This window comes from Glaciimonas immobilis (assembly GCF_011947285.1).
GTDB classification, from domain to species: Bacteria; Pseudomonadota; Gammaproteobacteria; order Burkholderiales; family Burkholderiaceae_D; genus Glaciimonas; species Glaciimonas immobilis.
In genome coordinates this window covers 244,360-267,667 of record NZ_JAAOZT010000007.1, presented here as the reverse complement: position 1 = coordinate 267,667, position 23,308 = coordinate 244,360, and the positions used below count along the sequence as shown (strand labels likewise).

The window sequence follows — 23,308 nt, the reverse complement described above, 5'->3', positions numbered from 1 at the left end:
TATCTGCAAGAAAATCGGGTTGGTAAGCACCGGTCCATGTCATCGGCGCGTTTGAGCTGACGTCCATTGGTCCAACTTGCTAAATGCGATATTTTGCTGCGACAGGATTTGGAATTAAAAAATTATCGACTGCCTTGAACATCAGTATTACAACGCAGCTGTCGCAACTGACTATACGGAACTGTACGACGTTAAAATAATCATAAATAGGGGACACCAAATGCAACTGCTTCATAAAAAATCCATCATGCTAACGTGCATTATCGCCACGTTAGCGCTCTCCGGTTGCGGTAGCAACGGTTCTGTAGGCGCAAATCAAGGTACTGCAACACCGACCGCAACCACCGCATCGTCGGCCGCTGCGCCCGCTAATCAGACCGGCGGTACGGTCAGCCATACAGGCACCGCGGTATCGGATACGGGCGGGATTATCAGCAATACGCCAGTGCCGGTTCCTGGCGCTGCTACACCTCAGAAAGACTTGGGCAATACTGTCGCCAGCAGCGGTCAGATACTCTCGGCCCTGGGCGCTAGCGTCAGCATTGGCTTGGGGCAAATGGGCAGCAATCCAAATCCGGTAGGCACTACGGTTGCAGGTCTAGGCACCGTAGTGAGCAAAACGGGGATTACGATCAACAATGCAGGTCAGTTGGTGACCGATACTGGTGCGCCCGGCAGTCCGCTGGCCCCCTTTAACCCCGTCACAGGACCAGCAGGCTCGGGCGTCAGCAATGCGGGTGTCGCTATTGATAGCGCCGGTCAGCTCGCTGCGCTGTCCGTGGGAACGGGTCCGGTACAACAAATCACACAATCGGCAAGTACCGCCATCATTCCCCTCACGACAACTCTGGTCTCTACGACACAAACTGTCGGCCAAACGACCGGTCTGGGTCAGCCTTTAGCTGGCGGGCTCAATACCGTGGGCGCGGGCATTGGTAACGTTGGTACACAAATCGCGGGCGGCTCCAGCAACGTACTGGCGACGGATACGGGTGCCATCGTTACCAGCGCTGGCGGCACGGTGTCGAGCATCTCCGGACTATTGACTTCTGGTGCCGCCTCATCTAATCCGTTAAGCCCATTGACTTCGCCCGGCACCGGTGGCAGCACGAGTCCGCTTGCACCGATCACTGGCGCATTGACCAACGCATCCGGGTCTGGGAGCAATCCTCTTGCCCCAATTACCAGCGCCTTGACCACTGCTACCGGTTCTGCTTCGACCAGCAATCCGCTGACCCCTGTCATCAGTGGATTGACCAACGCCGGAGGTTCGGCTTCCAGCTCTGTTGGCACCTCCAGCCCAATAACACCGGTTACAGGACTGCTCGGCACGCTGGGTGCAAAGACGCACTAAACGATTCAGGTTAACGTTGTATGTCATCCCGCGCCCACTAAAGCTGGTTGGCGCGAAGCCAGAGTGCGCCTGGCAACACTTTTGCGTAAATAATAATTGGAGACGAAAAATGAAAATAAGTCATTGCCTTGCTGCACTATCATTGGGACTTGTTTCGAGCATCGCAGCAGCGCAAAAAGCTGGTGATACCGTGGTCAGCGTTGGTGGGCTTTACATTAATAATAATAAAAGTAGCAGTACGCCACTTCACACCGATCTCGGGGTGTCATTGCTGACGCAATCGACGTTGCTGCCGCAACATTTTGATTCGCCGGGTACTGGCCTGAAAGTGGGAAATACAACCACAGCACTGCTTACCGTCACCCGCTTTGTTACCGATCATATTGCGGTTACCAACGTCGTCGGCCTACCGCCAACTTTTAAAATTTATGGCAAGGGAACGGTCAATACACCGGGGCCCCTCGGCGCCGGTGTACCGCCTGTGGTATTGGATAAACCGAGTAACAATCCCGTAGCAAGTGTCATGCAGTGGAGTCCGACTTTGCTGTTTCAATACTATTTCCGGGATCCAAACGCCACTTTTCGTCCCTATCTTGGCGCTGGTGTCAGCTATAACTTCTTCACACACGTCAAGCTGAACGACAACTTCAATCAGGATTTGAAGAACACCGGAGGCTACCTTGCGTTCGCGTCTACCGGCAGTAATGCGACGACCGTACAAGCTAAAGCGACGGCCTCTTTCAGGCCTGTGTTGAATGCTGGTCTAAGTATTAACTTCACCGACAACTGGTCCGGCAATCTCGGCGTGTCATATCTGCCGCTCAAAACCGACTCGATCATTACGGTAAAAGACAAGAACGGCAATACCGTTCTTACCAGCGTCGCCCATCTGGATATTCCTGCGATCGCGACTAACTTTACGCTGGGTTACAAGTTCTAAGGACCCGTTTGCGATCTGCAACGCGCGGGCGTTACCTGATGCTTACGGTGCGGAGAAACCCGAATGGTTGATACCAAAAGGTTTTTTACCCACCATAAGCGGCAAATTACGTCCGCGAATCAGATCGTGACATAGTCCAGGAACCGGTTCCTATCTCCCGCATAACTTGCGCCAGAAGCTGTAGCACACGTGTCACTTGCTGTCTGACGGATAAAGCGGTCATGTCTGCTGGTTCTGCCTTTTTAATCGTTCCAGAAAACAACACTCCATTGTTTCGGAAGTGCCGAAAGATACGCACTCTGGCATCGAAAAGCCCTCCTATAGTCATCTGCTTCAGGTTGGAGCGGTGTAATTCGACTCCATGAATTGCCCCTGAAACATCCCTTCGGATCTCGACTCTCTACGCCTTCTTTTCAATATCTGCGGTTAATTGCACGATTTGAACACATTCAATAAATACTTAAATAGTATTTGCCCTCGTTTCAGCAGGGAAATTTTGCGATAGAATCAACTTAGATCCACGGGAATTCAATGTGTTTCCCATTGGAAACTTACGTCCCAATATTTTGGGCGCAGATTCAAATTACGCGTTTTTTTCGCAACGCATTCAATACATGACTGTCATGGCATAATGTTAAAAATGAGAAGCGGCAATGAAAAAAATGTTTCTCACAGAAAATCCTGAAATTCCGCAAATGGATGGGTTTAAGCCTCCAGATAACGCCGCTAGGGGCGCTATGGTGAGGACAGATGATGGTTGCCCGTTCGCACAGCAGGCTGAAAAACTGGCATTTAAAGCCATCAACGCATTTAGTCGTCCCAGAAATAAGTTTAAAACCAGCATTAAAGCCAGTCCCCAGGCCCTTGAAGACGGTACCGAAAATTACTTAAGCAACAGCGCGGAGTTGAACAAAAAGCCGCCAGTTGCCCGCCATTTTCCGCCCTCCAAGTTTAGTCCTCCACCCAATTCTTTGCCGCTGATCACACGCCATAAAGTGCTCGCGCGGATGCTCAATGCTGAGAATGCAAAGCTAATGGTATTGGACGCACCAGCCGGATTTGGCAAGACAACGTTGTTGCGTTCGCTGCATGACTTACTGACGGCAGACAAAAAGGCGGTTGCCTGGCTAACACTTGATGCGGGTGATAACGACCTCGATCAGCTAACCTTCAATCTGGCGCAAGCACTACAAAAAATGCGTTTGCCGGTCCCCCTTTTTTCTCATGGGTTTGAAACCGAAGCTTTTGCTCACCTGGATCAATATCGTCCCCGAATGTTCGACGCAGTCGTCGCGACCGGCATACCTTTTGTGCTGATACTTGATGAATTTGAGATTGTGCGTCACCCCGCTGTCCTTTCCCTGATTCAGCAGACCGTAGAGGCATTAGGAGCGGGCCAGCAAATTATCATCGGGTGCCGCGGCAAACCGCTTATAAACCTCGCCCGACTACGTGCCCGCCAGCAGTTACTGGAATGTAATGCCACCCACATGCGATTCAGACTCAAGGAAACGACGGAATTTTTGCGCGAAAAACGTCATCTGAAACTCAATGATTCGGACCTGCAAAAGCTCCATGAGATCACTGATGGGTGGCCAGCGGCATTATGGCTATCTTCATTAGCGCTGGAAAACAATCCGGATCCGCGCCAATTCATCAAAACATTTACTGGCTCCAACAGTAGCGTCGCCGCTTATCTGGCAGAAGATGTACTGTCACAGAAGCCACAGTATTTACAAGAATTTATTTTACAAACCAGTATCTTGCCGCAATTCTGTATCGAGAGCTGTATCGCTGTGACCGGTCATCCGGACAGCAAACAATTACTGGAGGAAATAGAAGGCTCCAACATGTTTATTACGCCGCTCGATGATCAGCGCAAATGGTTCAGTTACCATCCGCTTTTTGCGACGTTTTTACAATCGCAGCTGGCGCAGCGACATCCCGGTGTAGCCCGGGATTTGCACCGTCGCGCATCCCGTTGGCACCTCGATCAGGATCAGGCAATATTCGCCATCGATCATGCTGTTGCCGCCGACGATAAGCAACTACTACTGGAACTGCTTGAGCAAAAAGCAGAGGCGTTGCTCCTGCAAGGTCGCGTCCGGTTGCTGGCGCGCTGGTTTGATACGCTTAATCAACAAAGTCTCGAAAGCAATTCAAAATTAATCTTTGTGTATGCCTGGGTATTAATCCATACCAACCGCAGCGGCGAAGCCTTAGCGTTGCAGGAAGCGCTGGGCCATAGCGATGACGCGGCCTATCTTAGGCCCGACTCGGACATGCTAATTTCTTATCCAGCGGCGATGGCGTTACGCACTTTTAGTTTAGTCATGCTGGACCGGATCGAAGAAACGGCACCGCTATGGGAGGGCGCGCAGTTGCTCGATAATGACACCTACGAACCGTTTTTACAGACTATGTTGATGATCGGCTGTGCGTATTATTATGCCACCATCGGCCGCTATCAGGAGGCCCGCCAGGCACTGGATCGAGTCATTCAGCGCGATGCAAACAAACGCTCTCTTTTCGGTAGCGCCGTGGCGGGCTACATGAACAGCATGCTTGATATGTTACAAGGAAATTTTCGTTCTGCTGGCGCTCGACTGCATCTGCTCATCGGCGAGCAACCACCACCGGGAGGCGCCAGATATGGTGCAGATAGCGGATTTTCCAGTATTTATCTGGCCCAAATCTACTACGAAACCGGTTTGCTAGATAAAGCAAAACGTCTGCTGAAGCTGTATCTTCCGCTCGTAAAAGAAGCCGGTACGCCAGACCACTTGATCACCAGCCATTTGATTTATGCGCGCATTTTGCGCGCCGAGGGCAACATAAACGACGCGTTACAGACACTGTTCGATATGGAGCATCTCGGACTGCAACGCGGTCTGCCGCGACTGGTCGACATGGCCCGAATTGAGCGCGCCCGAGGTGCAATTATGGACGGCGATCTGGTTACAGCAAGAGATATGCTGGCGTTAATCAAGACCAGGTCTGCCAGCGTTCATCCCGATTTTCAGCCTATCGCACATGACATTGATAATCCAGCTTTGGCGTTAATGCGGCTCGACGTGCACAGCGCCAAGGCCATCGCCGCGGTACCGGTTTTAAAAACACATCTGGACGATGCCTACCGGCGCGGTCGCATGCACTTTGCGCTTCGCATCAAAGTAGTTTATGCGCTGGCGCTTGCCAATGCCGGACAAACGCTCCTCGCTTTCGCCACAATCAGGGAAGCATTGCAAGAAGCACTTCCAGAAAATTTTGTCCGTATCTTTCTTGACGAAGGCCCTGCGTTATTAGCGCTGATCGAAGCTTTTCTAGATGAACTTCAGCGCCCCACAAGCAAAGTGCCCGGCGAATCCTGTGATAAGCGCCACCACATGGCGCTCGTTATATTTGCAGAAAAACTGTTAGCTACGCATTCAGCTAACCATTTAGCCGCCCAAAGTGATGGCGATCATCCCGTGACCAAAGGCACTTCCGTCATCGTCCCCATGTCATCGGACGACAGTAGTCTCTTGCGCAACGCCAAAATTAGCGATATTACCGAGCGTGAACGTGACGTTCTGCATTTGCTCGCAAAAGGACACGGCAACCAATTGATCGCTGAGAAATTATTTGTCTCTGTGACGACAGTGCGCGCCCATTTACGCAATATCAATATCAAGCTTGATGCGCATACGCGCACCGAAGCGATTGCCATCGCCCGCGAACGCGCCATTATTCGTTAACTTTATGGGCTGCCACCCCGCGGGTTTGCGCACTGACTTAGGCGTCCTCACCGACAAGGGCAACACCAAGTTAGGGCGTCAATCACCTTTTTTAGCGATCAGCAACACAGACATTCTCCAAGTTGGTGAATCTGGTACCTCAATCTGATGCACCAGACTTGTAATTCAGATTGATGTACCAGAGCGCACTTACTGGCATACGACTTGCATATACAGTGGCATGGCAGCTGAATTCTCCCTTATATTATCCGCACACATCGCCGAGCGAATTACCGATGCAATGCTGGCGCAAAACTCGCCCGGTGCGCGTTATCTGCGGGATAAAGTAAATGCGATCCTCGCCGAGACCAGAAAAGACGGCGAACTCTATGCAATTAGCGTCAATTGGCTGGGACATTACCCCAATACGTAAAATAGTCATTTATCATCGTAGCTGGATTACCGCACCAGAAGTTTGCAGACCCGGCTTCTGGCGGGGACAGGCCCTCACCGCTTAAAGGCAAACATATGCGTTATCACTTCGATTTCTTATCCCCATTTGACTACACTAGCGTTATCGTCAAAGGCGTACTGGTGACGATAGAGTTGATCGTTATTGGCGGTGTTCTGGGTATCGCCGTCGGCATTTTTTGCGCATGGGCGAGGACGCAAGGGCCGCGCTGGTTGCGCCCTCCGATCAGCGCGTATGTAGAACTCATCCGTAACACGCCATTTCTGATCCAGCTATTTTTTATTTTTTTTGGACTGCCGGGAATCGGCCTTCACATCACCGAAATGGAAGCCGCGATCCTGGCGATGGTCATCAATCTGGGCGCTTATAGTAGCGAAATTATTCGTGCCGGCATCGCTGCAATTGCACCCGGTCAGATTGAAGCCGGGCAGAGTTTGGCGATGACGCGAATGCAAATTTTTCGTCACATTATTTTGCCGCCCGCATTACAAAAAATCTGGCCGGCATTGTCCAGCCAAATGGTCATTGTGATGCTCGGCTCGGCTGTTTGTTCCCAGATAGCGGTGGAAGAACTGGCGTATGCCGCCAACTTCATACAAGGCCGTAACTTCCGCTCGTTCGAAGCTTATCTGTTATCGACGGTAATTTATCTGGTACTGGCCATTGGCTTACGCCAATTGCTGCGCCTGATAGGACACTGGTTATTTGGTCGCCGTGCAACAGGGAGCGCTACATGATCTCATTTTCATTATGGGATATCGTCCGCAATCTTTTACTCGCGCTACGCTGGACCGTTTTGCTGTCGCTGACTTCCTTTGCTTTGGGCGGCATACTGGGTCTGATCGTTTTATTTCTGCGAACCTCAAAATCCGTCTGGTTACGACGGGTGACCAGACTGTACATCGAACTATTTCAAGGCACACCATTGCTCATGCAATTGTTTCTTATCTTTTTCGGCCTGGCATTATTCGGCCTCGAAGTGCCAGCCTGGCTTGCCGCCGTGATCGCATTGACCTGCTGGAGCAGTGCCTATCTGGCAGAAATATGGCGCGGCTGCGTCGAGGCGATTCCACGCGGTCAGTGGGAAGCGTCATCTTGCCTGGCAATGAGTTATTTCCAACAAATGCGCCACGTCATCTTGCCGCAGGCCTTCCGTATGGGGATACCGCCTACGGTCGGCTTTAGCGTACAAATCGTTAAAGGTACCGCGGTCACTTCTATCATCGGATTTGTTGAACTATCAAAAGCCGGAACTATGATCACCAATGCCACTTTTCAGCCGTTCACTGTGTATGCACTGGTAGCGTTGATGTATTTTGCGTTGTGCTGGCCGCTGTCCAAATACAGTCAATCTCTCGAAAGAAAATTCAATGCCACTCATCGCGATTGATAACGTTAAAAAAAACTTTGGTACCAATCAGGTCCTGAAGGGGATCAGCCTTAATGTCGAGCCCGGTGAAGTCATCGCGATTATTGGTAAAAGTGGTTCTGGAAAAAGTACCCTGCTGCGCTGTATCAACGGCCTTGAATCGATCGATGAAGGCAACATCAGTGTCGCCGGATCGCATCTGGGCAATACTGAGATTGAACTCCGTGCATTGCGTCTGAAGGTCGGCATGATTTTTCAGCAATTCAACTTATTCCCGCATTTAACAGTTGGTCGCAACGTGATGCTGTCGCCCATGATCGTCAAAGGCACAACGGAAAGCGCTGCGCGTAAATCTGCTGAAGACAACCTTGCCCGCGTCGGCCTCGCCGAAAAATTCGACGCCTACCCAGATCAGCTATCGGGCGGCCAGCAACAGCGGGTCGCCATTGCACGCGCCCTGACCATGCAGCCGCAAGCGCTGCTCTGCGATGAGATTACCTCGTCATTAGATCCGGAACTGGTGAACGAGGTATTAAGCGTGATGCGTGGATTGGCTGATGAGGGTATGACGTTGCTAATGGTCACGCACGAAATGCGTTTTGCACGAGAAGTCTGCGACCGCGTAGTGTTTATGCATGATGGAAAAGTCCATGAAATCGGTGTGCCGGAAGATATTTTTGCGCATCCAAAGACCACCGAACTGCAACAGTTTCTGGGAGCAAGCGCTTAATCACTAAGTCGCAAAGTCGCAAAGTGGCATAGTGACATAGTGGCCTAGTGGCCTAGTGGCGCAGTCACGCCATTTAGTCACGCCATTTATTACTCCGGCACAGCAAAAGGGCTTATTCAACGAGGGGATCGGCTCACCATTGTCCGATCCCCCTTTACCATTTATCGACCCAGTAGCAAATAGTAGGTCGGGTTGCCTTCACATTGACCGGCGGCGCATTCTAATATGGTCGAGAACAAATTGGCGATTATCAGCGCCGTAAAGATCAGCATCGCGTACTTCCCCAAAAAATGCACTATATGCTTGCCTTTGTTTGGGCGCTCCCATGTTTTGAGCATTAACATAACGGCGATAAAAAGCACTGCGGCGATCGCGGAAAGTACCGTTAACGTATAAAAATGTACTCCCCATATCTCGGAGCCGTAGCCATTGGTGCGCCCCGGGACAATATGCAAAAATACCTGACGTATGCCGATGATCCCGGCCAGCAAAGCACCGATCATTGCGACGCCGTAATGTGTGCTGCGCACGCCTGCCCGCACGTTCATCATAAAACCGATCCCAATCGCGATTAACCCTACGCGCTGAAGCAAGCATAGTGGACATGGCAGTTCATGTAGTACCAATTGGTAGTAAAAGGCAATTCCGAGCGCTAGACTGATGCTATAAAGCGCAAGAATATTTAGCCCATCGCTGACCCCGGGGAATTTTTCGGTAGAGGACTTCGTCTCTGCAGAACGTTGACTCATCGGATTAGCACTCACTTTAAAAGGAGAGATTCAAAGGACTGCTCGCGTGATAATTGAACGAGGCGAGAGTGACGATGATTAAAGCGCACCACAGGGCGAATCCAATTTTTCTTTTATCGTAGAAGACGCTCAATGCGGCCAGCACGGCGATTAAAAACGGCAAAAACATGAACATATGAAAATCCTTTCGATAAAATTTTACCGCTCAGCACGACCTGAAGATCGAACTAAAAGCGGTGAGGAATTTCTTTCTTCTTTTACTATTTAATTTCAATCAGGAAACATTATCAGAATTCTGGTTAAACCGTAAGAACCAAAAGTAATATGCAACCGCTTTAAACTGTCCGTTATACTCAGTTGACAGCAAATACAGCTATCAGAGCCAGGCATGCCGCGCATGTGGCAGGAAAATGAATGAGAAAAAATAGAAGAATAAATAAGTGAATAAATAGCGAACTAAAATACAGATAGAAGCCGATAGGCCATAAAAACGGCCAAGAACCCCAAACGATTACGTTCTCACGTACATTTTCTTTCAGGCCGATAGTGCCCGCATTGACCGCTACAGCAATTCAACCTATGCTAAGCCGCTACCAACCGTCCTTTGTATGTGGGAAACACCATGCCGCTCATTCTTCTCATCGTTGTTCTTGCCACGTTAAAGTTTTTCACAATAGGTCCGTTCGGTGACTTTTCATGGTGGTGGATAGCTGGGTTGATGGGTGTCGCCTTTATATGGTTTGAATTTGTAGAGCGTGCAATGGGGCTGGACAAGCTGCGCGCACACGCCAAAATGGACAAAATCAAGCAGGACCGGATTAAGAAAAGCCTTGAGGCGAACCAACGCCCAAGGCGCAAATAACCGACTCCGCCGCCTTAAAATCGCCAACGAGTAGTTTTTTCTCACTGAAATTGCCCCTCTCTGCAGTGATGAGGCAATGCGGCTATGATTGTCCCGGCACAAATAGAGATGGCATATGGTTATAGAAATGCGGCAATTGCGTTATTTCGTCGCAGTTGCAGAAGAAAAACACTTTGGCCGCGCCGCAATCCGTTTGCATATGACGCAACCACCGTTGTCGCAAGCGATTCTGGCGTTAGAAATTGACATCGGCACGATGCTGTTCGCCCGCACCAAACGCAGTGTCGCGCTGACGCCCGCCGGTCTTGCGTTGCTACCAGAGGCGCGCCGGATTTTATTGCAAGCTGGCGCTTTGCCGGATTTGGTACGACGCGCTGCTACCGGAGAATCAGGACTATTAACGCTGGCATTTGTGTCGACGGCAGATTACAGCATTTTGCCGCCCTTGCTAAGAGAGTTCCGCGAAGCCTACCCACATGTCAAAATCGATTTGAGAGAAGCAACCAGCGATCTTCAACTAGAGCAATTAGCGCAAGGCCAGATCGATGCCGGGCTATTAATTCCGCCACTACCTGATCAGGACAAGCGGGGGCTCGACTATTTATCCCTCTTGTCGGAACCGCTTATACTGGCTGCGCCATCCGGTCACAAAGCGTTGCGGACGAAAGGCAAAATCAGTTTGCACGCCGTGAACGATTTGCCCTTGATCATTTTTCCACGCCGGATTTCGCCCGGGTTTCACGACACCATCCTCGCCTGCTTTCGCAATGCCGGTCAAACACCGCATATCGGACAAGAGGCGATACAGATGCAAACCATCGTCGGTTTGGTCTCGGCCGGCATGGGTTGTGCGCTTGTGCCACAATCGGTGTCAAATTTAAAGCGTCCGGGGGTGGATTACCGTGATTTGGAGGATGCAACCTCGTTAGTAGAAACCGGCCTCGCGTGGCGGAAAGATAACACGTCACCCGTGTTACAAGCCTTTTTAGATTTACTCAGAAAGAAACAATAAATGCTGATACATCCAATGCCTGATCCAATTGCCTTCTCTCTCGGACCGCTTCACGTCCGGTGGTACGGCCTGATGTACTTGCTAGCTTTTATCCAATTTATTTGGGTCGGAAGAATCAGAATTAAACAACCGCACATCGCAGCCGACGGTTGGAAAAAAGAAGATCTGGATGATATGCTGTTTTATGGCGTACTAGGGGTCGTCATTGGGGGAAGACTGGGGCAGGTCTTCTTTTATGATCCTGTCTTTTACTTTCATAATCCTTCCCAGATCATGGCCGTCTGGAATGGCGGCATGTCATTCCATGGAGGATTCTTAGGCGTGCTACTGGCGATGGCCTGGTGGGGCAGAAAAAAAGGCCGGAAATTAATGGATATCATGGATTTCATCGCGCCGATGGTGCCACTTGGTTATGCCGCAGGCCGTCTCGGCAATTTTATCAACGCAGAACTCCCAGGCCGCGTAGCCGATGCATCGCTGCCGTGGGCCATGATTTGGCCCAACGTCGATAACCTGCCGCGTCATCCGTCGCCTATTTATCAAATGCTGGTAGACGGCATTTTGCTATTCATTATTCTCTGGATATTTTCCCGCAAACCGCGCCCAAGAATGGCCGTCGCCGGTATGTTCAGTCTGCTTTACGGCTGCGCACGTTTCTTCACCGAATATTTTCGGATCCCCGATTACAACGTCACATTTGAAGGCATTACGATTTCTGCAGGCCAAATGCTGTCGATACCAATGGTCATACTCGGGATCATTTTATTAGTGATGGCGTATCGCAATCCGCACTATGCAGGGATTAAGAACAAGTTGGCGAATTAGCGAAGGAAGATAATAACCGGGGCGATTAATACTGAAGCCCCGGCCCCCTACTCGCAGTTGTCCGCCAAGGCAGTTGAAGTTGAAGTTGAAGTTCAAGTTCAAGTTCAAGTTCAAGTTGGATCGGCAGTTGACCTACCCCGTCATAGCTGATGCCGGTTATTTCGACTGTCAGTCAGGAATTGTCGGAATACATGTTTGAGATTCTATGGTTTATTGCTAGCCATTTGGTTAGTTCGGTTGATCGATAGCTAAAATGGTTAGTGCTCCGTGGATGCTATCGACCTATAGACCTATGAACCAAAAACCGAATCTTAACTAGATAACTTAAAACGTCTCCCTAAGAAGCATCCTTCAAATGCCGAATCAACCACCGCCACTCCCCCACCTCAACCCGCGTAATAGACAACCGATTCCCCCGCCGCAAAATCTGCATCTCCGCCAACTCAGGCTCTTCCCGTAAAAAAGCCAAACTCATCAACTGCGTCTTTTTTACCGCACGCACATCCACCATCATCCAGCGCGGATTTTCAGGCGTCGCCTTAGGGTCGTAATATTTACCACCACGATCAAATTGTGTAGAGTCAGGGAAAGCAACGCTAGCCACCTCAGCGATCCCGGCAATCCCCGGCTCCGCGCAACTGGAATGATAAAACAGCACGCCATCCCCAATCCGCATCAAGTCCCGCATAAAATTACGCGCCTGATAATTTCTCACGCCATACCAGGGAATCGTCTGATTTGGCGACGCCAACACGTCATCAATGCTTGCATCTGACGGTTCGGATTTCATTAACCAATATTGCATTTTGCGATCACCGAGCTCAACATTAAATGCAGTAAAATTCCGGCAGCGCATCCAAGAGTACGCTTGATGCCATGCCGTCGGACGGACGAGAGACCTCCACGGAACCGCTTGAGCAGCCGAGGGACAGGCTAACGACACAATAGAGTACGCCGAAAGGGCAGCCTCAGAATATACGCGTGACCAATCAAAATTACCAAAAAACGAAAAAAGCAGTTGCATCTGCATGCAACTGCTTTCAAATTTGATTCCCGCGCGTGCCGCTTTACCGGCATCCTGAACCAAGAAGGTTCAAGTTGGCTACAGTTAGTTCAATTTCGGGTTCATCGGACTAGCGACGATCACGCCCATCAAACGATATTCCGTAACCGCTGCGTAAAAATGGTTCAAGGAATTATGGCAATGGCGAACACGGCAGGAGTCCTAAGTCTACTCTAAACGACCTTCATGTCAAACATTTTGATAAAAAATTAAAACAGTACTTCTTGCGATCCTAAAGCATCATCAAGGGCGGTATGCATAGCCGCGATTTCCTGTTTTATTTCTACCATCGTCAAGTCCGATAGAGGCCCATCGGGCGCCCTGGCTGATAACAGCTCGGCCGCCAGACCGAGTGCAGCGATCACCGCAATGCGGTCATTGCCCCGGATTTTTCCAGCATCGCGAATGATGCTCATCTTGCCATCCAGGTAAGCTACGGCTTGTTTCAACGTCGCCTCTTCGCCCTCTTTGCATGATAATACATAGGGCTGCCCCATAATTTGGACGCTTAACTGTGTCATGCATTCTCCTGAACTTCAGACTCATCTTGTGGCACCACAGGAATTTTATCGAGCAATGCCGCGACCCGTCGATGGGCCTCGCTCATCCGCCGCGTTAAGTCGGCATTTTCGCTGCTTAGTACCACCGCTTTTTTGCGAAGGGCTGCGTTTTCGTGTCGCAAGGTTTGGGTTAATTCAGCAAGTTGCTGAATTTTTTCGGATAGTTGGTGAAATTCTGAAATCATGTCGTCACTATAGTGTTGCCGATCAATCCACGTCAATAGATTCGATCAATGAATTTAAGCGACAGGTCCATCGCCGCCCTAAGGTAACAAAATGCAAGGTAAATTAATAGTGCAAAATTTAGCAATGAACCTGCATTAAGGCAATTCCTTTTCTTCGTTCGTGGCACGTTTTATGATATAGCCATACGCCAGCGTTTGCAGCAGCGCGACACTGCTGCCTGCCAGCACTTCTCCCACACGTAATAACGCGAGACTCAACTCTTGATTGAGGCCGGTGCCCTCCACCGCTGCAGACATCAAAATCACCACCGTAGCCGGACCGAGACGCCAGTTGGCAGGATAGTTATGTAGCAACATCGCAACGAGAATGGATATCGACAATGCGATCAGCATGGAAAAAAAACTTGCACCGATCAGTACCAGCGTCAGGCAGGCCACAACTGCGCCATTGATGGTGTTGATGACACGCGCCTTAAAGTTCAATTTGGCTAGAGCAATATCCGGCTCGGTCACGACAATCAAAGAAATCATTGCCCAATAAGGTTCGGCAATGCCGACAGCGCGCAAGCCGTACCATGAGATCAACGAACCGGTAAGTATCTTGATCAAATATAGAAAGGCATTTTTTCTAGGGCTAATGAATTGTAATTCCATTGCATGCGTTCGCTTAAGATAAAGGCAGGAGGATGACCCGCCGCAGACGAAGACTAGCATTGCACCGCACTGAAAGCAGAAAAAATCCACTTAAATGAAGAATCTGACAAATCCCCGTTACTAACTTATACATGTTAAAAGACCATCATTTCTATTTAAGAGAATGATGGTCTGTTCAAAAGAACGCTCGCTGGAGCACTGAGCTACTGCTTCCACGGACTCACAAGGCCTTCATAATGAGGACCTATTGCGCGCCGTGGGCGTGGTGACTATCTACACTACCGCATAGCCTCTACATGTACCTTAATCGTTTCGCGCACGATGCTGTGCAATTCATTGTCATCCGGCGCGTTTGCCGCATATTGAAGTAGGGCCGTTCGCATTCGAGGTTCCCACTGACGTTTGATATGGCTGGCAAAGTCGGTCATGGCCTGCGGACGATTAGGCATGGTTTCAAAAAATGATCCAATCTGATTGGCCATTTTAATTAGATGATGCAGGTTCATGGTTTTTTCCTTTTACCAATGCGCCAACCGGAAGTGAACCCGGGCAGCTTACGCGTTATTTTTATAGATTATTTTTGGCATTATGTTTAATAAGCAACCAAGCTTGGATACTTATTTCGTCGACAGTCGGTGTCCGTTGGCATACACAGCATGCGAATGTTGCCGCATGAAGCCCACTAACGTGACCTCGGCCTCACGCGCCAGTTTGATCGCCAGCGCGGTCGGTGCCGAAATTGCGGCAATCAGGCCGATCCCCATGACGGCCGACTTTTGCACCATCTCATAACTAGCCCTGCTCGTAATAAGCACCGCCCCGGTCGAAAAATCCTGCCTGGCGGCGGCTAACATACCGATCAATTTATCGAGTGCATTATGGCGTCCGACATCTTCACGCACTGCCAGAATATCGCCGTTTTTTTGTACCCATGCGGCTGCATGGGTCGCGCCGGTTGTCTGCTGAAGTTGCTGTTGCTGTTGCATACGCTCGATCGCCGTATGCAAGGTTGGGGCCGAAAAGCAGGCGCTTGACTGCACCGGAGGCACCTTGCGTATCGCTTGCGCTAACGTTTCTGCACCGCACAATCCGCACCCGGTGCGACCCGTCAGGTTGCGGCGCTTTTCTTTGAGCGCCATGAAGCGTTGCGCGGCGATCTCCAGCTGTACCTGTATGCCATCAGCGCCCACCACGATCTCGCAATCGAATAACTCGCTCGGGTCAGCCAAAATACCTTCAGTGAGCGAAAAACCCAACGCAAAATCCGCTAGATCGGCAGGCGATGCCATCATGACAACGTGCGAAATGCCGTTGTACTCCAACGCAATCGGCACCTCTTCAGCGACCACGTCACGCCTCGCCGTTACCTCACCATTCAGCCATTTTTGAATATCAACTTCGGCGGTGGTGGGGTACTCGGCGCAGAGCGCATCCATTGGTAAATTTTGCATCAACGCCAGACTCCCGTTTATTTAGCAAACACTGGTTCAGCGGACTCGCCTTGCAACAAGCGTAACTGCTGCTCGGTAACCTGACTGAAATTCTTCTGCCAGTCAGACGGTTGCGTAACCGGCATCACTTGTACAGCCGTGACCTTGTATTCAGGGCAATTGGTGGCCCAGTCGGAATTATCGGTGGTAATCACGTTTGCACCGGACTCCGGATGATGGAACGTAGTGTAGACAACGCCAGGTTGCACGTTCTCCGTCACCGTTGCGCGTAATACGGTCTGGCCTGCGCGGGACTCAATTCCCACCCAGTCATCCTGCTTGATGTTACGGTCCTCAGCATCATGCGGATGGATTTCAAGCCGGTCTTCGCTATGCCAGGCAACGTTCTCAGTACGGCGCGTTTGAGCGCCGACGTTGTAGTGAGACAAGATCCGGCCGGTAGTCAGAATCAGCGGGAAATTCAGGGTTACTTTCTCGTCCGTCGCAAAATACTGGGTATTGATAAACTTACCCTTGCCGCGTACAAATTCACCGATATGCATGATCGGCGTGCCTTCCGGAGCCGCATCATTACAAGGCCATTGCAGACTACCGACCTCATCCAGCTTGGCATAACTAACGCCTTTGAAGGTCGGCGTCAACGCGGCGATCTCGTCCATGATCTCGGACGGATGGTTGTAATGCATTGGATAGCCTAACGCGTTCGACAGGGCGACAGTTACTTCCCAGTCGGACTTGCCAGCTTTGGCGGGCATCACTTTGCGCACGCGTGAAATCCGACGTTCTGCGTTGGTAAAGGTGCCGTCTTTTTCAAGGAATGATGAGCCCGGTAAAAATACGTGTGCGTATTTTGCTGTCTCATTTAAAAACAGGTCTTGCACGACGATACATTCCATCGCCATCATTGCTGCAATGACGTGCTGGGTATCAGGGTCAGACTGGACGATGTCCTCGCCTTCGCAATACAGGCCGAGGAAGCTGCCGTCGAGCGCTGCGTCAAACATGTTAGGAATCCGCAAGCCCGGTTCTGGACTTAAGGGAACACCCCAGGCGTCCTCAAATTCCGTCCGCACTGTGGTATCGGACACATGGCGATAACCCGGCAACTCATGCGGGAACGAGCCCATGTCACAAGATCCCTGGACGTTGTTTTGACCGCGCAATGGGTTTACTCCCACACCTTCACGGCCAACGTTACCGGTCGCCATCGCAAGGTTGGCGATACCGATCACCATGGTCGAACCTTGTGCATGTTCGGTCACGCCCAAACCGTAATAAATCGCGCCATTGCCATTGGTCGCAAACAGACGCGCCGCGCCGCGCAATTCAGCTGCAGGAACGCCTGTGATATCGGCCATGGCTTCGGGCGAATTCTCGGGACGCAATACAAATTCTCTCCAATCTGCATACGACTTGGTGTCACAACGTTCGGCAACAAACGCTGCGTCTTCCAAGCCTTCTGAGACGATAACGTGCGCCATTGCTGAAATCAATGCAACGTTGGTACCGGGTCGCAACTTTAAATGATAATCGGCAGCGACGTGCGGCGATTTAACCATTTCGGTCGTGCGCGGATCGACCACAATCAGCTTGGCACCCTGACGCAAACGACGCTTCATTTGTGAGGCAAAAACCGGATGTGCAGCGGCAGGATTGGCACCGATAATCATGATGACATCAGACTTCATGACCGAATCAAAGGTCTGGGTTCCTGCGGCTTCGCCTAAGGTTTGCTTAAGTCCGTAACCGGTTGGCGAATGACAGACACGAGCACAAGTGTCTACGTTATTGTTACCGAAGGCAGCACGTACCAACTTCTGAACCAGGTAAGTTTCTTCGTTAGTGCAACGTGATGATGTAATGCCACCGATTGAATCCTTACCGTGTTTGGCCTGGATCCGGCGGAATTCGCTGGCGGCATAACCCAACGCTTCTTCCCATGACACTTCGCGCCACGGATCGGTAATTTTGCTACGAATCATTGGCTTGGTCATGCGGTCTTTATGCGTTGCATAACCCCATGCAAAACGTCCTTTGACGCAAGAGTGACCGTGGTTAGCTTTACCGTCTTTATGCGGCACCATACGGACAACTTCATTGCCCTTCATCTCGGCCTTAAACGAGCAACCGACGCCACAATAGGCGCAAGTGGTGATCTTGCTATGCTCGGCCTGGCCCATCGTGATGACGGTTTTTTCCGTCAGGGTTGCGGTCGGGCAGGCTTGTACGCAAGCGCCACAGGACACGCATTCGGACTCCATGAAGCTGTCCATCTGACCGGCAGACACGCGTGACTCAAAACCACGTCCGTCAATGGTCAGGGCAAAGGTGCCTTGCGTCTCTTCGCACGCGCGCACGCAGCGATTGCAGACGATACACTTGGATGGATCGTAAGTGAAATACGGGTTCGATTCATCTTTTTCCATTTTCAGATGATTAGAACCTTCGTAACCGTAGCGGACATCGCGCAGACCAACCACGCCAGCCATATCCTGCAACTCGCAATTGCCATTGGTCGGGCAAGTCAGGCAGTCGAGAGGATGGTCCGAGATGTACAACTCCATCACGCCGCGGCGAATATCGGCCAGCTTTGGCGTCTGGGTTCTGACTTTCATGCCGGGTTCGCATGGGGTGGTACAAGATGCCGGATAGCCGCGTTTACCGTCGATCTCTACCAAACACAGACGACAGGAACCGAATGGCTCCAAGCTGTCGGTGGCACAAAGTTTAGGCACGTTGACACCGGCTTCGACAGCGGCGCGCATCACGGAAGTACCGGCAGCGACTTCCACGGTCACGCCGTCGATTTCGAGCGATACTAACTGCTCAGAAACTTTGGCTGGCGTACCGTAGTCAAGTTCATTCATCTGGTTCATGGCTGATTCCTTTAACACCCGGAAAGGTGGAGTGACTGATGGTCACTGTAGTTAACACTCGAAATAGAGTCGAAATAACGCTCGAAAAAACACGCAAAAAACAACTTATGTAGCTACCGGTTGCAAACTTTCAGGACGGCTCGGGTAACAGTTTCCCCAACTTATCCCTGCTTGCATACTTTTAATGTTCAGCAACTGCCGGCACTGCTTCGATACCAAAATCTTCAGGAAAATTATTCAACGCCGACAACACTGGCAGCGGCGTCATATTTCCCATTGCACACAATGATCCGTTGATCATGGTGTCGCATAAATCGCGCAATAGATCCACTTGCTTCGGCTGGTCGTAACCCGCCGCCGACCCGGCCACGATTTTGTCAATGACTTCCACGCCGCGCGTCGACCCGATGCGGCATGGTGTGCATTTTCCGCATGACTCAACCGCACAGAACTCCATCGCATAACGCGCCTGTTTGGCCATGTCGACAGTTTCATCAAACACAACGATACCGCCGTGCCCGACCGTGCCGCCGACGGCACTAAAACTTTCATAATCGATCTTGGTGTCGAATAGCGATTCGGGCAAATATGGCCCCAACGGTCCACCGACCTGCACTGCGCGTATAGGACGTCCGCTAGCAGTGCCACCGCCAAAATCAAACAATAGTTCGCGCAGCGTAACGCCAAACGCTTTCTCCACCAAACCGCCGAATTTGATATTTCCAGCCAACTGCATTGGTAACGTGCCCAGTGAGCGTCCGATGCCGTAGTTCTTATAGAATGCGCCGCCGCGCGCGAGGATAATCGGCACCGAGGCCAGCGAAATCACATTGTTGATGACCGTTGGTTTGCCGAACAAGCCTTCCAGGGCGGGCAGCGGTGGTTTGGCGCGCACCATACCGCGTTTGCCTTCCAGGCTTTCCAGTAGCGCGGTTTCTTCACCGCAAACATAGGACCCGGCGCCCTTGCGGACTTCAAGGAAAAAAGTCTTGCCGGAGGCGCAAATATTTGCGCCAAGATAATGACGCGCATTGGCAACTGCAATGGCCTCATTCAATGCCGCGATCGCGTGCGGATATTCGGAGCGGACGTAAATATAACCTTGCGTTGCGCCTACCGCTAATGCGGCAATCGTCATGCCTTCAATCAACACAAAGGGATCGTCTTCCATCACCATGCGGTCCGAGAACGTACCGGAGTCGCCTTCGTCCGCATTGCAGACAATGTACTTTTGGCCAGCCTGCGCGTTTGCGACCGTCTTCCATTTGATACCGGTCGGGAAAGCCGCACCGCCGCGTCCGCGCAAGCCGGAATCTAAGACCTCCTGCACAATCGCCTCTGGCGTGATCGATAGCGCTTTTTGCAATCCGGCATAGCCTTCATGCGCCAGATAATCGTCTAGCGAGACCGGATCGGTAATCCCCACGCGAGCAAAAGTCAGCCGTTCCTGCTTCTGTAAATAGGGAATTTGATCAACCAGTCCCAACGCCAGCGCGTGATCGCCGCCGTTAATAAAATTAGCCTCAAACAAGCCTGCGATATCTTCCAGTTCTACCGGGCCGTAACCGATCCGACCGGCGGCAGTGGCAACTTCCACCAGCGGCTCAAGCCAGAACATGCCACGCGAACCATTACGAATTAATTTGATCGGTATACCGCGCTCTTCAGCCTCGGCCACAATCGCACTGGCAACCTCATTCGCACCTAGCGCAATCGCGGTCGAATCACGCGGCACATAGATGGTGATTGCTTCGATAGCGGCAATCGGACTCGCCGGGAGACTGCTAATAACGTCAGCGGGGGCATTCATATTGGACTCTAAAGTAGACATTACGCGCCTCGCCGAGCTTGCAGCAAACGGTTGAATTTATCGGGGGAAACGCGGGCATACACGTCGTCTCCGATCATGATGTTCGGACCGGAAGCACACAGGCCGAGACAATATACCGCCTCCAGCGAAAATTCCTTGTCCGCCGTGGTACCGTGATAATCGCAACCCAGGGCTTGCTTCGCATGCGCTTCCAGTTGCTCTGAGCCACGCGACTGACAGGCCTCGGCACGACAGATCTGCACGACGTGTTGGCCGGGGGCATGCTGGCGGAAGTGGTGGTAGTAGCTAATCACGCCATGCACTTCAGCACGCGATACATTGAGCTGGTCGGCGATCAGTGGCACCGCTTCCGATGGGACATAACCGAGCGCGTCCTGGATCGCATGCAGGATCGGCAGCATCGCGCCGGGCATTACTTTTAGCTCCGAAATGATTGCAGAAATCTGCGCTTTTGACTCCCCTGAAATAGAGGGCTTCAGGTCAACTTTAGCGCCAGTTCTGGCATTTACCAGATGCAACGGAAACGTCTTTTCTGTCATACTTTGGATGCTCACAGCCAATCTCCTACCAAACCATCGAACGGCGCGCCGGGCGCTAACTATCTGTCGCCCTCGCCATGAATTTGTTCACCTGAGTATTTTTCAGATGTTAATGCTCTAACCATCAAACCAGCCGATCAACCAAAACAATTAACCGAACGAATCAACATAACGATGCTATTGAACTGTCTGTATTGCGGGAATCAGGAACGAGAGAATCAGGAACGATATCGTTGAGGACCACTCCTGATTTTTTTACGTTATCCCGCTTTACTTTGACTTGCCTGATACTTTATTTGAACAGCACAGCCGCCTTTTGCAAAGTCGTCGCAATTCCCCAAATAAGCGGAATAGCTACGGCAGCCCACGAAAACAGCAACAGCGCTGGATTTCCGCCGCTGCCTATGCGCGCCATATCGACAACGACCGCCGTACGCGTGCCATTTGTTACTACTTTCTCGTGCGCAAGGTGCTTTTCTTGTTCCAGTTCTTCCGGTGTCATGAAGTACTTCGCCGCAACCGGCCGAATCATCAAATTGCACAGCAGACCGACTACCAGCATCCCTGCAAGGATATACATCGTCGTGTTGTAGACGGCCTCGCGCGGGATCCCCAATGACAATTGATACTCGCGCATATAGTTAACGACTACAGGTCCTAAAATTCCCGCTGTTGCCCATGCAGTCAACAAACGACCATGGATCGCCCCAACCATCTGAGTGCCGAACAGATCCGCCAGATACGCCGGTGCGGTTGCAAAACCACCACCGTACATGGACACAATCAGACATACCGCCGATACGAATAACGCCATACTACCCGCAGCACCCGACCATGGCAGACTGGCAAACAAAATAAAACCTAGTACAAAAAATGCCATGTACGTCTTCTTGCGTCCCAAAAAGTCAGAGCAGGATGCCCACACGAAACGACCACCAATATTAAACAGGCTGATAAGACCGGTGAAGCCCGCGGCAATTGCAGCAATCGCTGTTTTTTGCTCTACAGTAAGCTCAGAAAACTTTGTGGCGACGCCTAATAAGCGACCACCAAACACTTCTTGCAACATCGGCGACGCCATACCAATTACGCCAATACCTGCGGAGACGTTAAGGCAAAGCACCAGCCACACCAACCAAAATTGTGGGATACCCCAAATCTTGCTGACATGCACATGCTTCTGCGTAATCATGGTGTTGCTGGTCGCTGCAGGCGGCAACCATCCTACGGGTTTCCAGCCCGACGGCGGAATGCGATATCCAAATGCACCAGCCGTCATGAACACAAAATAACCTATCGCCAGCACTACAAAAGTCTGCCAGACCCCGACGCCGGTATCGCTGGCGAAATGCTGCATCAATTTGAACGCCAGCGGACTACCAATTAGCGCACCGCCGCCAAATCCCATGATCGCCATACCGGTCGCCATTCCGCGCCGATCTGGAAACCACTTGATCAAAGTCGACACCGGCGAGATATAACCCAATCCCAGACCGATACCACCAATCACACCAGACCCCAGCCACATCAGCCAGATTTGGTGGAGGTAGACACCGAGCGCAGAGATCAGTAAGCCACCGCACCAGCATAGTGCCGCAACGAACCCCGCCTTACGCGGCCCCACGTGCTCTAACCAGCTACCCCAAATCGCAGCGGAGGTACCGAGAATCACGAAGAACATGGTGAAAATCCAGCCCAGCATTGAGATTTTCCAGTCGCAATTACTAGCGAATATCTCAGCAAAAAATCCTATATTACTGCCGCAGGCTACGGATTCTTTGATCCCGATGGCCTTTGATAAGGGCAGCCAGAAAACGGAGAAACCGTACGCCATACCGATACAAAGATGGATGGCCAAAGCTGCCGGTGGGACCAGCCATCGGTTAAATCCTACTCCGGCAATAGTGCGCTCTTTTGATAATAAACCCATATGTCCCCCGCCTCTTTTAAGACCCACATTATATGTTTGTAGTTACATATGTTTTTAAGTGAGATTAATTTTATTTAACTATGATATACATAGTGTTTCCATAGTCTGCTGTAAAAATACCATTTAAAAGCTTATGTTTCAATATGAATCATTTTGCATATATTATCCCGATAACCTCAAGTTTTGATTG

General features: G+C 51.0%; 22 protein-coding genes and 1 other RNA gene. 10 read left to right on the top strand and 13 right to left on the bottom strand.

The genetic code is table 11. The features are described from left to right. Positions 1-220 precede the first annotated feature (220 nt). The 7 genes from HAV38_RS13045 to HAV38_RS13015 all read left to right on the top strand — a co-directional run bounded on the left by HAV38_RS13045 (position 221) and on the right by HAV38_RS13015 (position 8,581). On the top strand, positions 221-1,354 hold the full coding sequence (locus HAV38_RS13045) for a collagen-like triple helix repeat-containing protein (protein WP_168055819.1): 1,134 nt from the start codon (positions 221-223) through the stop codon (positions 1,352-1,354). A 109-nt stretch (positions 1,355-1,463) separates the two neighbouring features. After that, the gene (locus HAV38_RS13040) at positions 1,464-2,294 is read left to right on the top strand and encodes an OmpW/AlkL family protein (RefSeq protein ID WP_168055818.1); all 831 of its coding nucleotides are present in this window, start codon (positions 1,464-1,466) and stop codon (positions 2,292-2,294) included. A 653-nt stretch (positions 2,295-2,947) separates the two neighbouring features. Beyond that, positions 2,948-6,031 (top strand): winged helix-turn-helix domain-containing protein, encoded by a 3,084-nt coding sequence (locus HAV38_RS13035; RefSeq protein WP_168055817.1) that lies wholly within the window; start codon positions 2,948-2,950, stop codon positions 6,029-6,031. A 220-nt stretch (positions 6,032-6,251) separates the two neighbouring features. Next, entirely contained in the window at positions 6,252-6,443 is a 192-nt protein-coding gene (locus tag HAV38_RS13030; RefSeq protein ID WP_168055582.1) for a hypothetical protein, read from the top strand. Between the two features lie 95 nt (positions 6,444-6,538). Then, positions 6,539-7,219 (top strand): amino acid ABC transporter permease, encoded by a 681-nt coding sequence (locus tag HAV38_RS13025; RefSeq protein ID WP_168055816.1) that lies wholly within the window; start codon positions 6,539-6,541, stop codon positions 7,217-7,219. Beyond that, complete coding sequence (locus HAV38_RS13020; protein ID WP_168055815.1) at positions 7,216-7,872, top strand: amino acid ABC transporter permease; 657 nt, start codon at positions 7,216-7,218, stop codon at positions 7,870-7,872. The genes HAV38_RS13025 and HAV38_RS13020 overlap by 4 nt, the downstream gene beginning before the upstream one ends. Further along, the gene (locus HAV38_RS13015) at positions 7,853-8,581 is read left to right on the top strand and encodes an amino acid ABC transporter ATP-binding protein (protein WP_168055814.1); all 729 of its coding nucleotides are present in this window, start codon (positions 7,853-7,855) and stop codon (positions 8,579-8,581) included. The genes HAV38_RS13020 and HAV38_RS13015 overlap by 20 nt, the downstream gene beginning before the upstream one ends. Positions 8,582-8,742: 161 nt before the next feature. Here the strand turns inward: HAV38_RS13015 and HAV38_RS13010 are convergent, their stop codons facing one another. Both HAV38_RS13010 and HAV38_RS13005 read right to left on the bottom strand, forming a co-directional pair. Then, the gene (locus tag HAV38_RS13010; RefSeq protein WP_168055813.1) at positions 8,743-9,330 is read right to left on the bottom strand and encodes a disulfide bond formation protein B; all 588 of its coding nucleotides are present in this window, start codon (positions 9,328-9,330) and stop codon (positions 8,743-8,745) included. Between the two features lie 16 nt (positions 9,331-9,346). Then, positions 9,347-9,505: a DUF5993 family protein gene (locus HAV38_RS13005; protein WP_168055581.1), complete on the bottom strand. Its 159-nt coding sequence runs from the start codon at positions 9,503-9,505 to the stop codon at positions 9,347-9,349. Positions 9,506-9,952: 447 nt separating this feature from the next. Between HAV38_RS13005 and HAV38_RS13000 the strand changes: the two genes are divergently transcribed. The 3 genes from HAV38_RS13000 (at position 9,953) to lgt (ending at position 12,029) form a co-directional block, all read left to right on the top strand. Beyond that, positions 9,953-10,192, top strand: coding sequence for a TIGR04438 family Trp-rich protein (locus HAV38_RS13000; RefSeq protein WP_168055812.1), 240 nt, complete (start codon positions 9,953-9,955; stop codon positions 10,190-10,192). Between the two features lie 115 nt (positions 10,193-10,307). Next, complete coding sequence (locus HAV38_RS12995) at positions 10,308-11,204, top strand: LysR family transcriptional regulator (RefSeq protein WP_168055811.1); 897 nt, start codon at positions 10,308-10,310, stop codon at positions 11,202-11,204. Continuing rightward, complete coding sequence (lgt, locus tag HAV38_RS12990) at positions 11,205-12,029, top strand: prolipoprotein diacylglyceryl transferase (protein WP_168055810.1); 825 nt, start codon at positions 11,205-11,207, stop codon at positions 12,027-12,029. A 337-nt stretch (positions 12,030-12,366) separates the two neighbouring features. Here lgt and HAV38_RS12985 read toward each other — a convergent pair whose 3' ends face one another. The 11 genes from HAV38_RS12985 to HAV38_RS12935 all read right to left on the bottom strand — a co-directional run bounded on the left by HAV38_RS12985 (position 12,367) and on the right by HAV38_RS12935 (position 23,118). After that, a complete protein-coding gene (locus HAV38_RS12985; protein ID WP_168055809.1) occupies positions 12,367-12,834 on the bottom strand; it encodes an EVE domain-containing protein in 468 nt (155 codons plus the stop codon). A 241-nt stretch (positions 12,835-13,075) separates the two neighbouring features. After that, positions 13,076-13,255: non-coding RNA, 6S RNA (ssrS, locus tag HAV38_RS12980), on the bottom strand. A 46-nt stretch (positions 13,256-13,301) separates the two neighbouring features. Next, on the bottom strand, positions 13,302-13,613 hold the full coding sequence (locus HAV38_RS12975) for a cell division protein ZapA (RefSeq protein WP_168055808.1): 312 nt from the start codon (positions 13,611-13,613) through the stop codon (positions 13,302-13,304). Beyond that, positions 13,610-13,837 (bottom strand): DUF904 domain-containing protein, encoded by a 228-nt coding sequence (locus HAV38_RS12970; protein ID WP_168055807.1) that lies wholly within the window; start codon positions 13,835-13,837, stop codon positions 13,610-13,612. Before HAV38_RS12970 ends, HAV38_RS12975 begins: the two co-directional genes overlap by 4 nt. A gap of 135 nt (positions 13,838-13,972) precedes the next feature. Beyond that, on the bottom strand, positions 13,973-14,491 hold the full coding sequence (locus HAV38_RS12965) for an FUSC family protein (protein WP_168055806.1): 519 nt from the start codon (positions 14,489-14,491) through the stop codon (positions 13,973-13,975). A 278-nt stretch (positions 14,492-14,769) separates the two neighbouring features. Then, positions 14,770-14,997: a formate dehydrogenase subunit delta gene (locus tag HAV38_RS12960; protein WP_168055805.1), complete on the bottom strand. Its 228-nt coding sequence runs from the start codon at positions 14,995-14,997 to the stop codon at positions 14,770-14,772. A 111-nt stretch (positions 14,998-15,108) separates the two neighbouring features. Beyond that, a complete protein-coding gene (fdhD, locus tag HAV38_RS12955; RefSeq protein WP_168055804.1) occupies positions 15,109-15,942 on the bottom strand; it encodes a formate dehydrogenase accessory sulfurtransferase FdhD in 834 nt (277 codons plus the stop codon). Between the two features lie 17 nt (positions 15,943-15,959). After that, positions 15,960-18,818 (bottom strand): formate dehydrogenase subunit alpha, encoded by a 2,859-nt coding sequence (fdhF, locus tag HAV38_RS12950; RefSeq protein WP_168055803.1) that lies wholly within the window; start codon positions 18,816-18,818, stop codon positions 15,960-15,962. Between the two features lie 181 nt (positions 18,819-18,999). Further along, positions 19,000-20,628, bottom strand: coding sequence for a formate dehydrogenase beta subunit (locus HAV38_RS12945; protein WP_221313832.1), 1,629 nt, complete (start codon positions 20,626-20,628; stop codon positions 19,000-19,002). A 20-nt stretch (positions 20,629-20,648) separates the two neighbouring features. Continuing rightward, positions 20,649-21,197 carry a formate dehydrogenase subunit gamma gene (locus tag HAV38_RS12940; RefSeq protein WP_375791683.1) on the bottom strand — a complete coding sequence of 183 codons (549 nt, stop codon included), beginning with the start codon at positions 21,195-21,197 and terminating at the stop codon, positions 20,649-20,651. A gap of 283 nt (positions 21,198-21,480) precedes the next feature. After that, positions 21,481-23,118: an OFA family MFS transporter gene (locus HAV38_RS12935; protein WP_168055802.1), complete on the bottom strand. Its 1,638-nt coding sequence runs from the start codon at positions 23,116-23,118 to the stop codon at positions 21,481-21,483. Positions 23,119-23,308 lie beyond the last annotated feature (190 nt).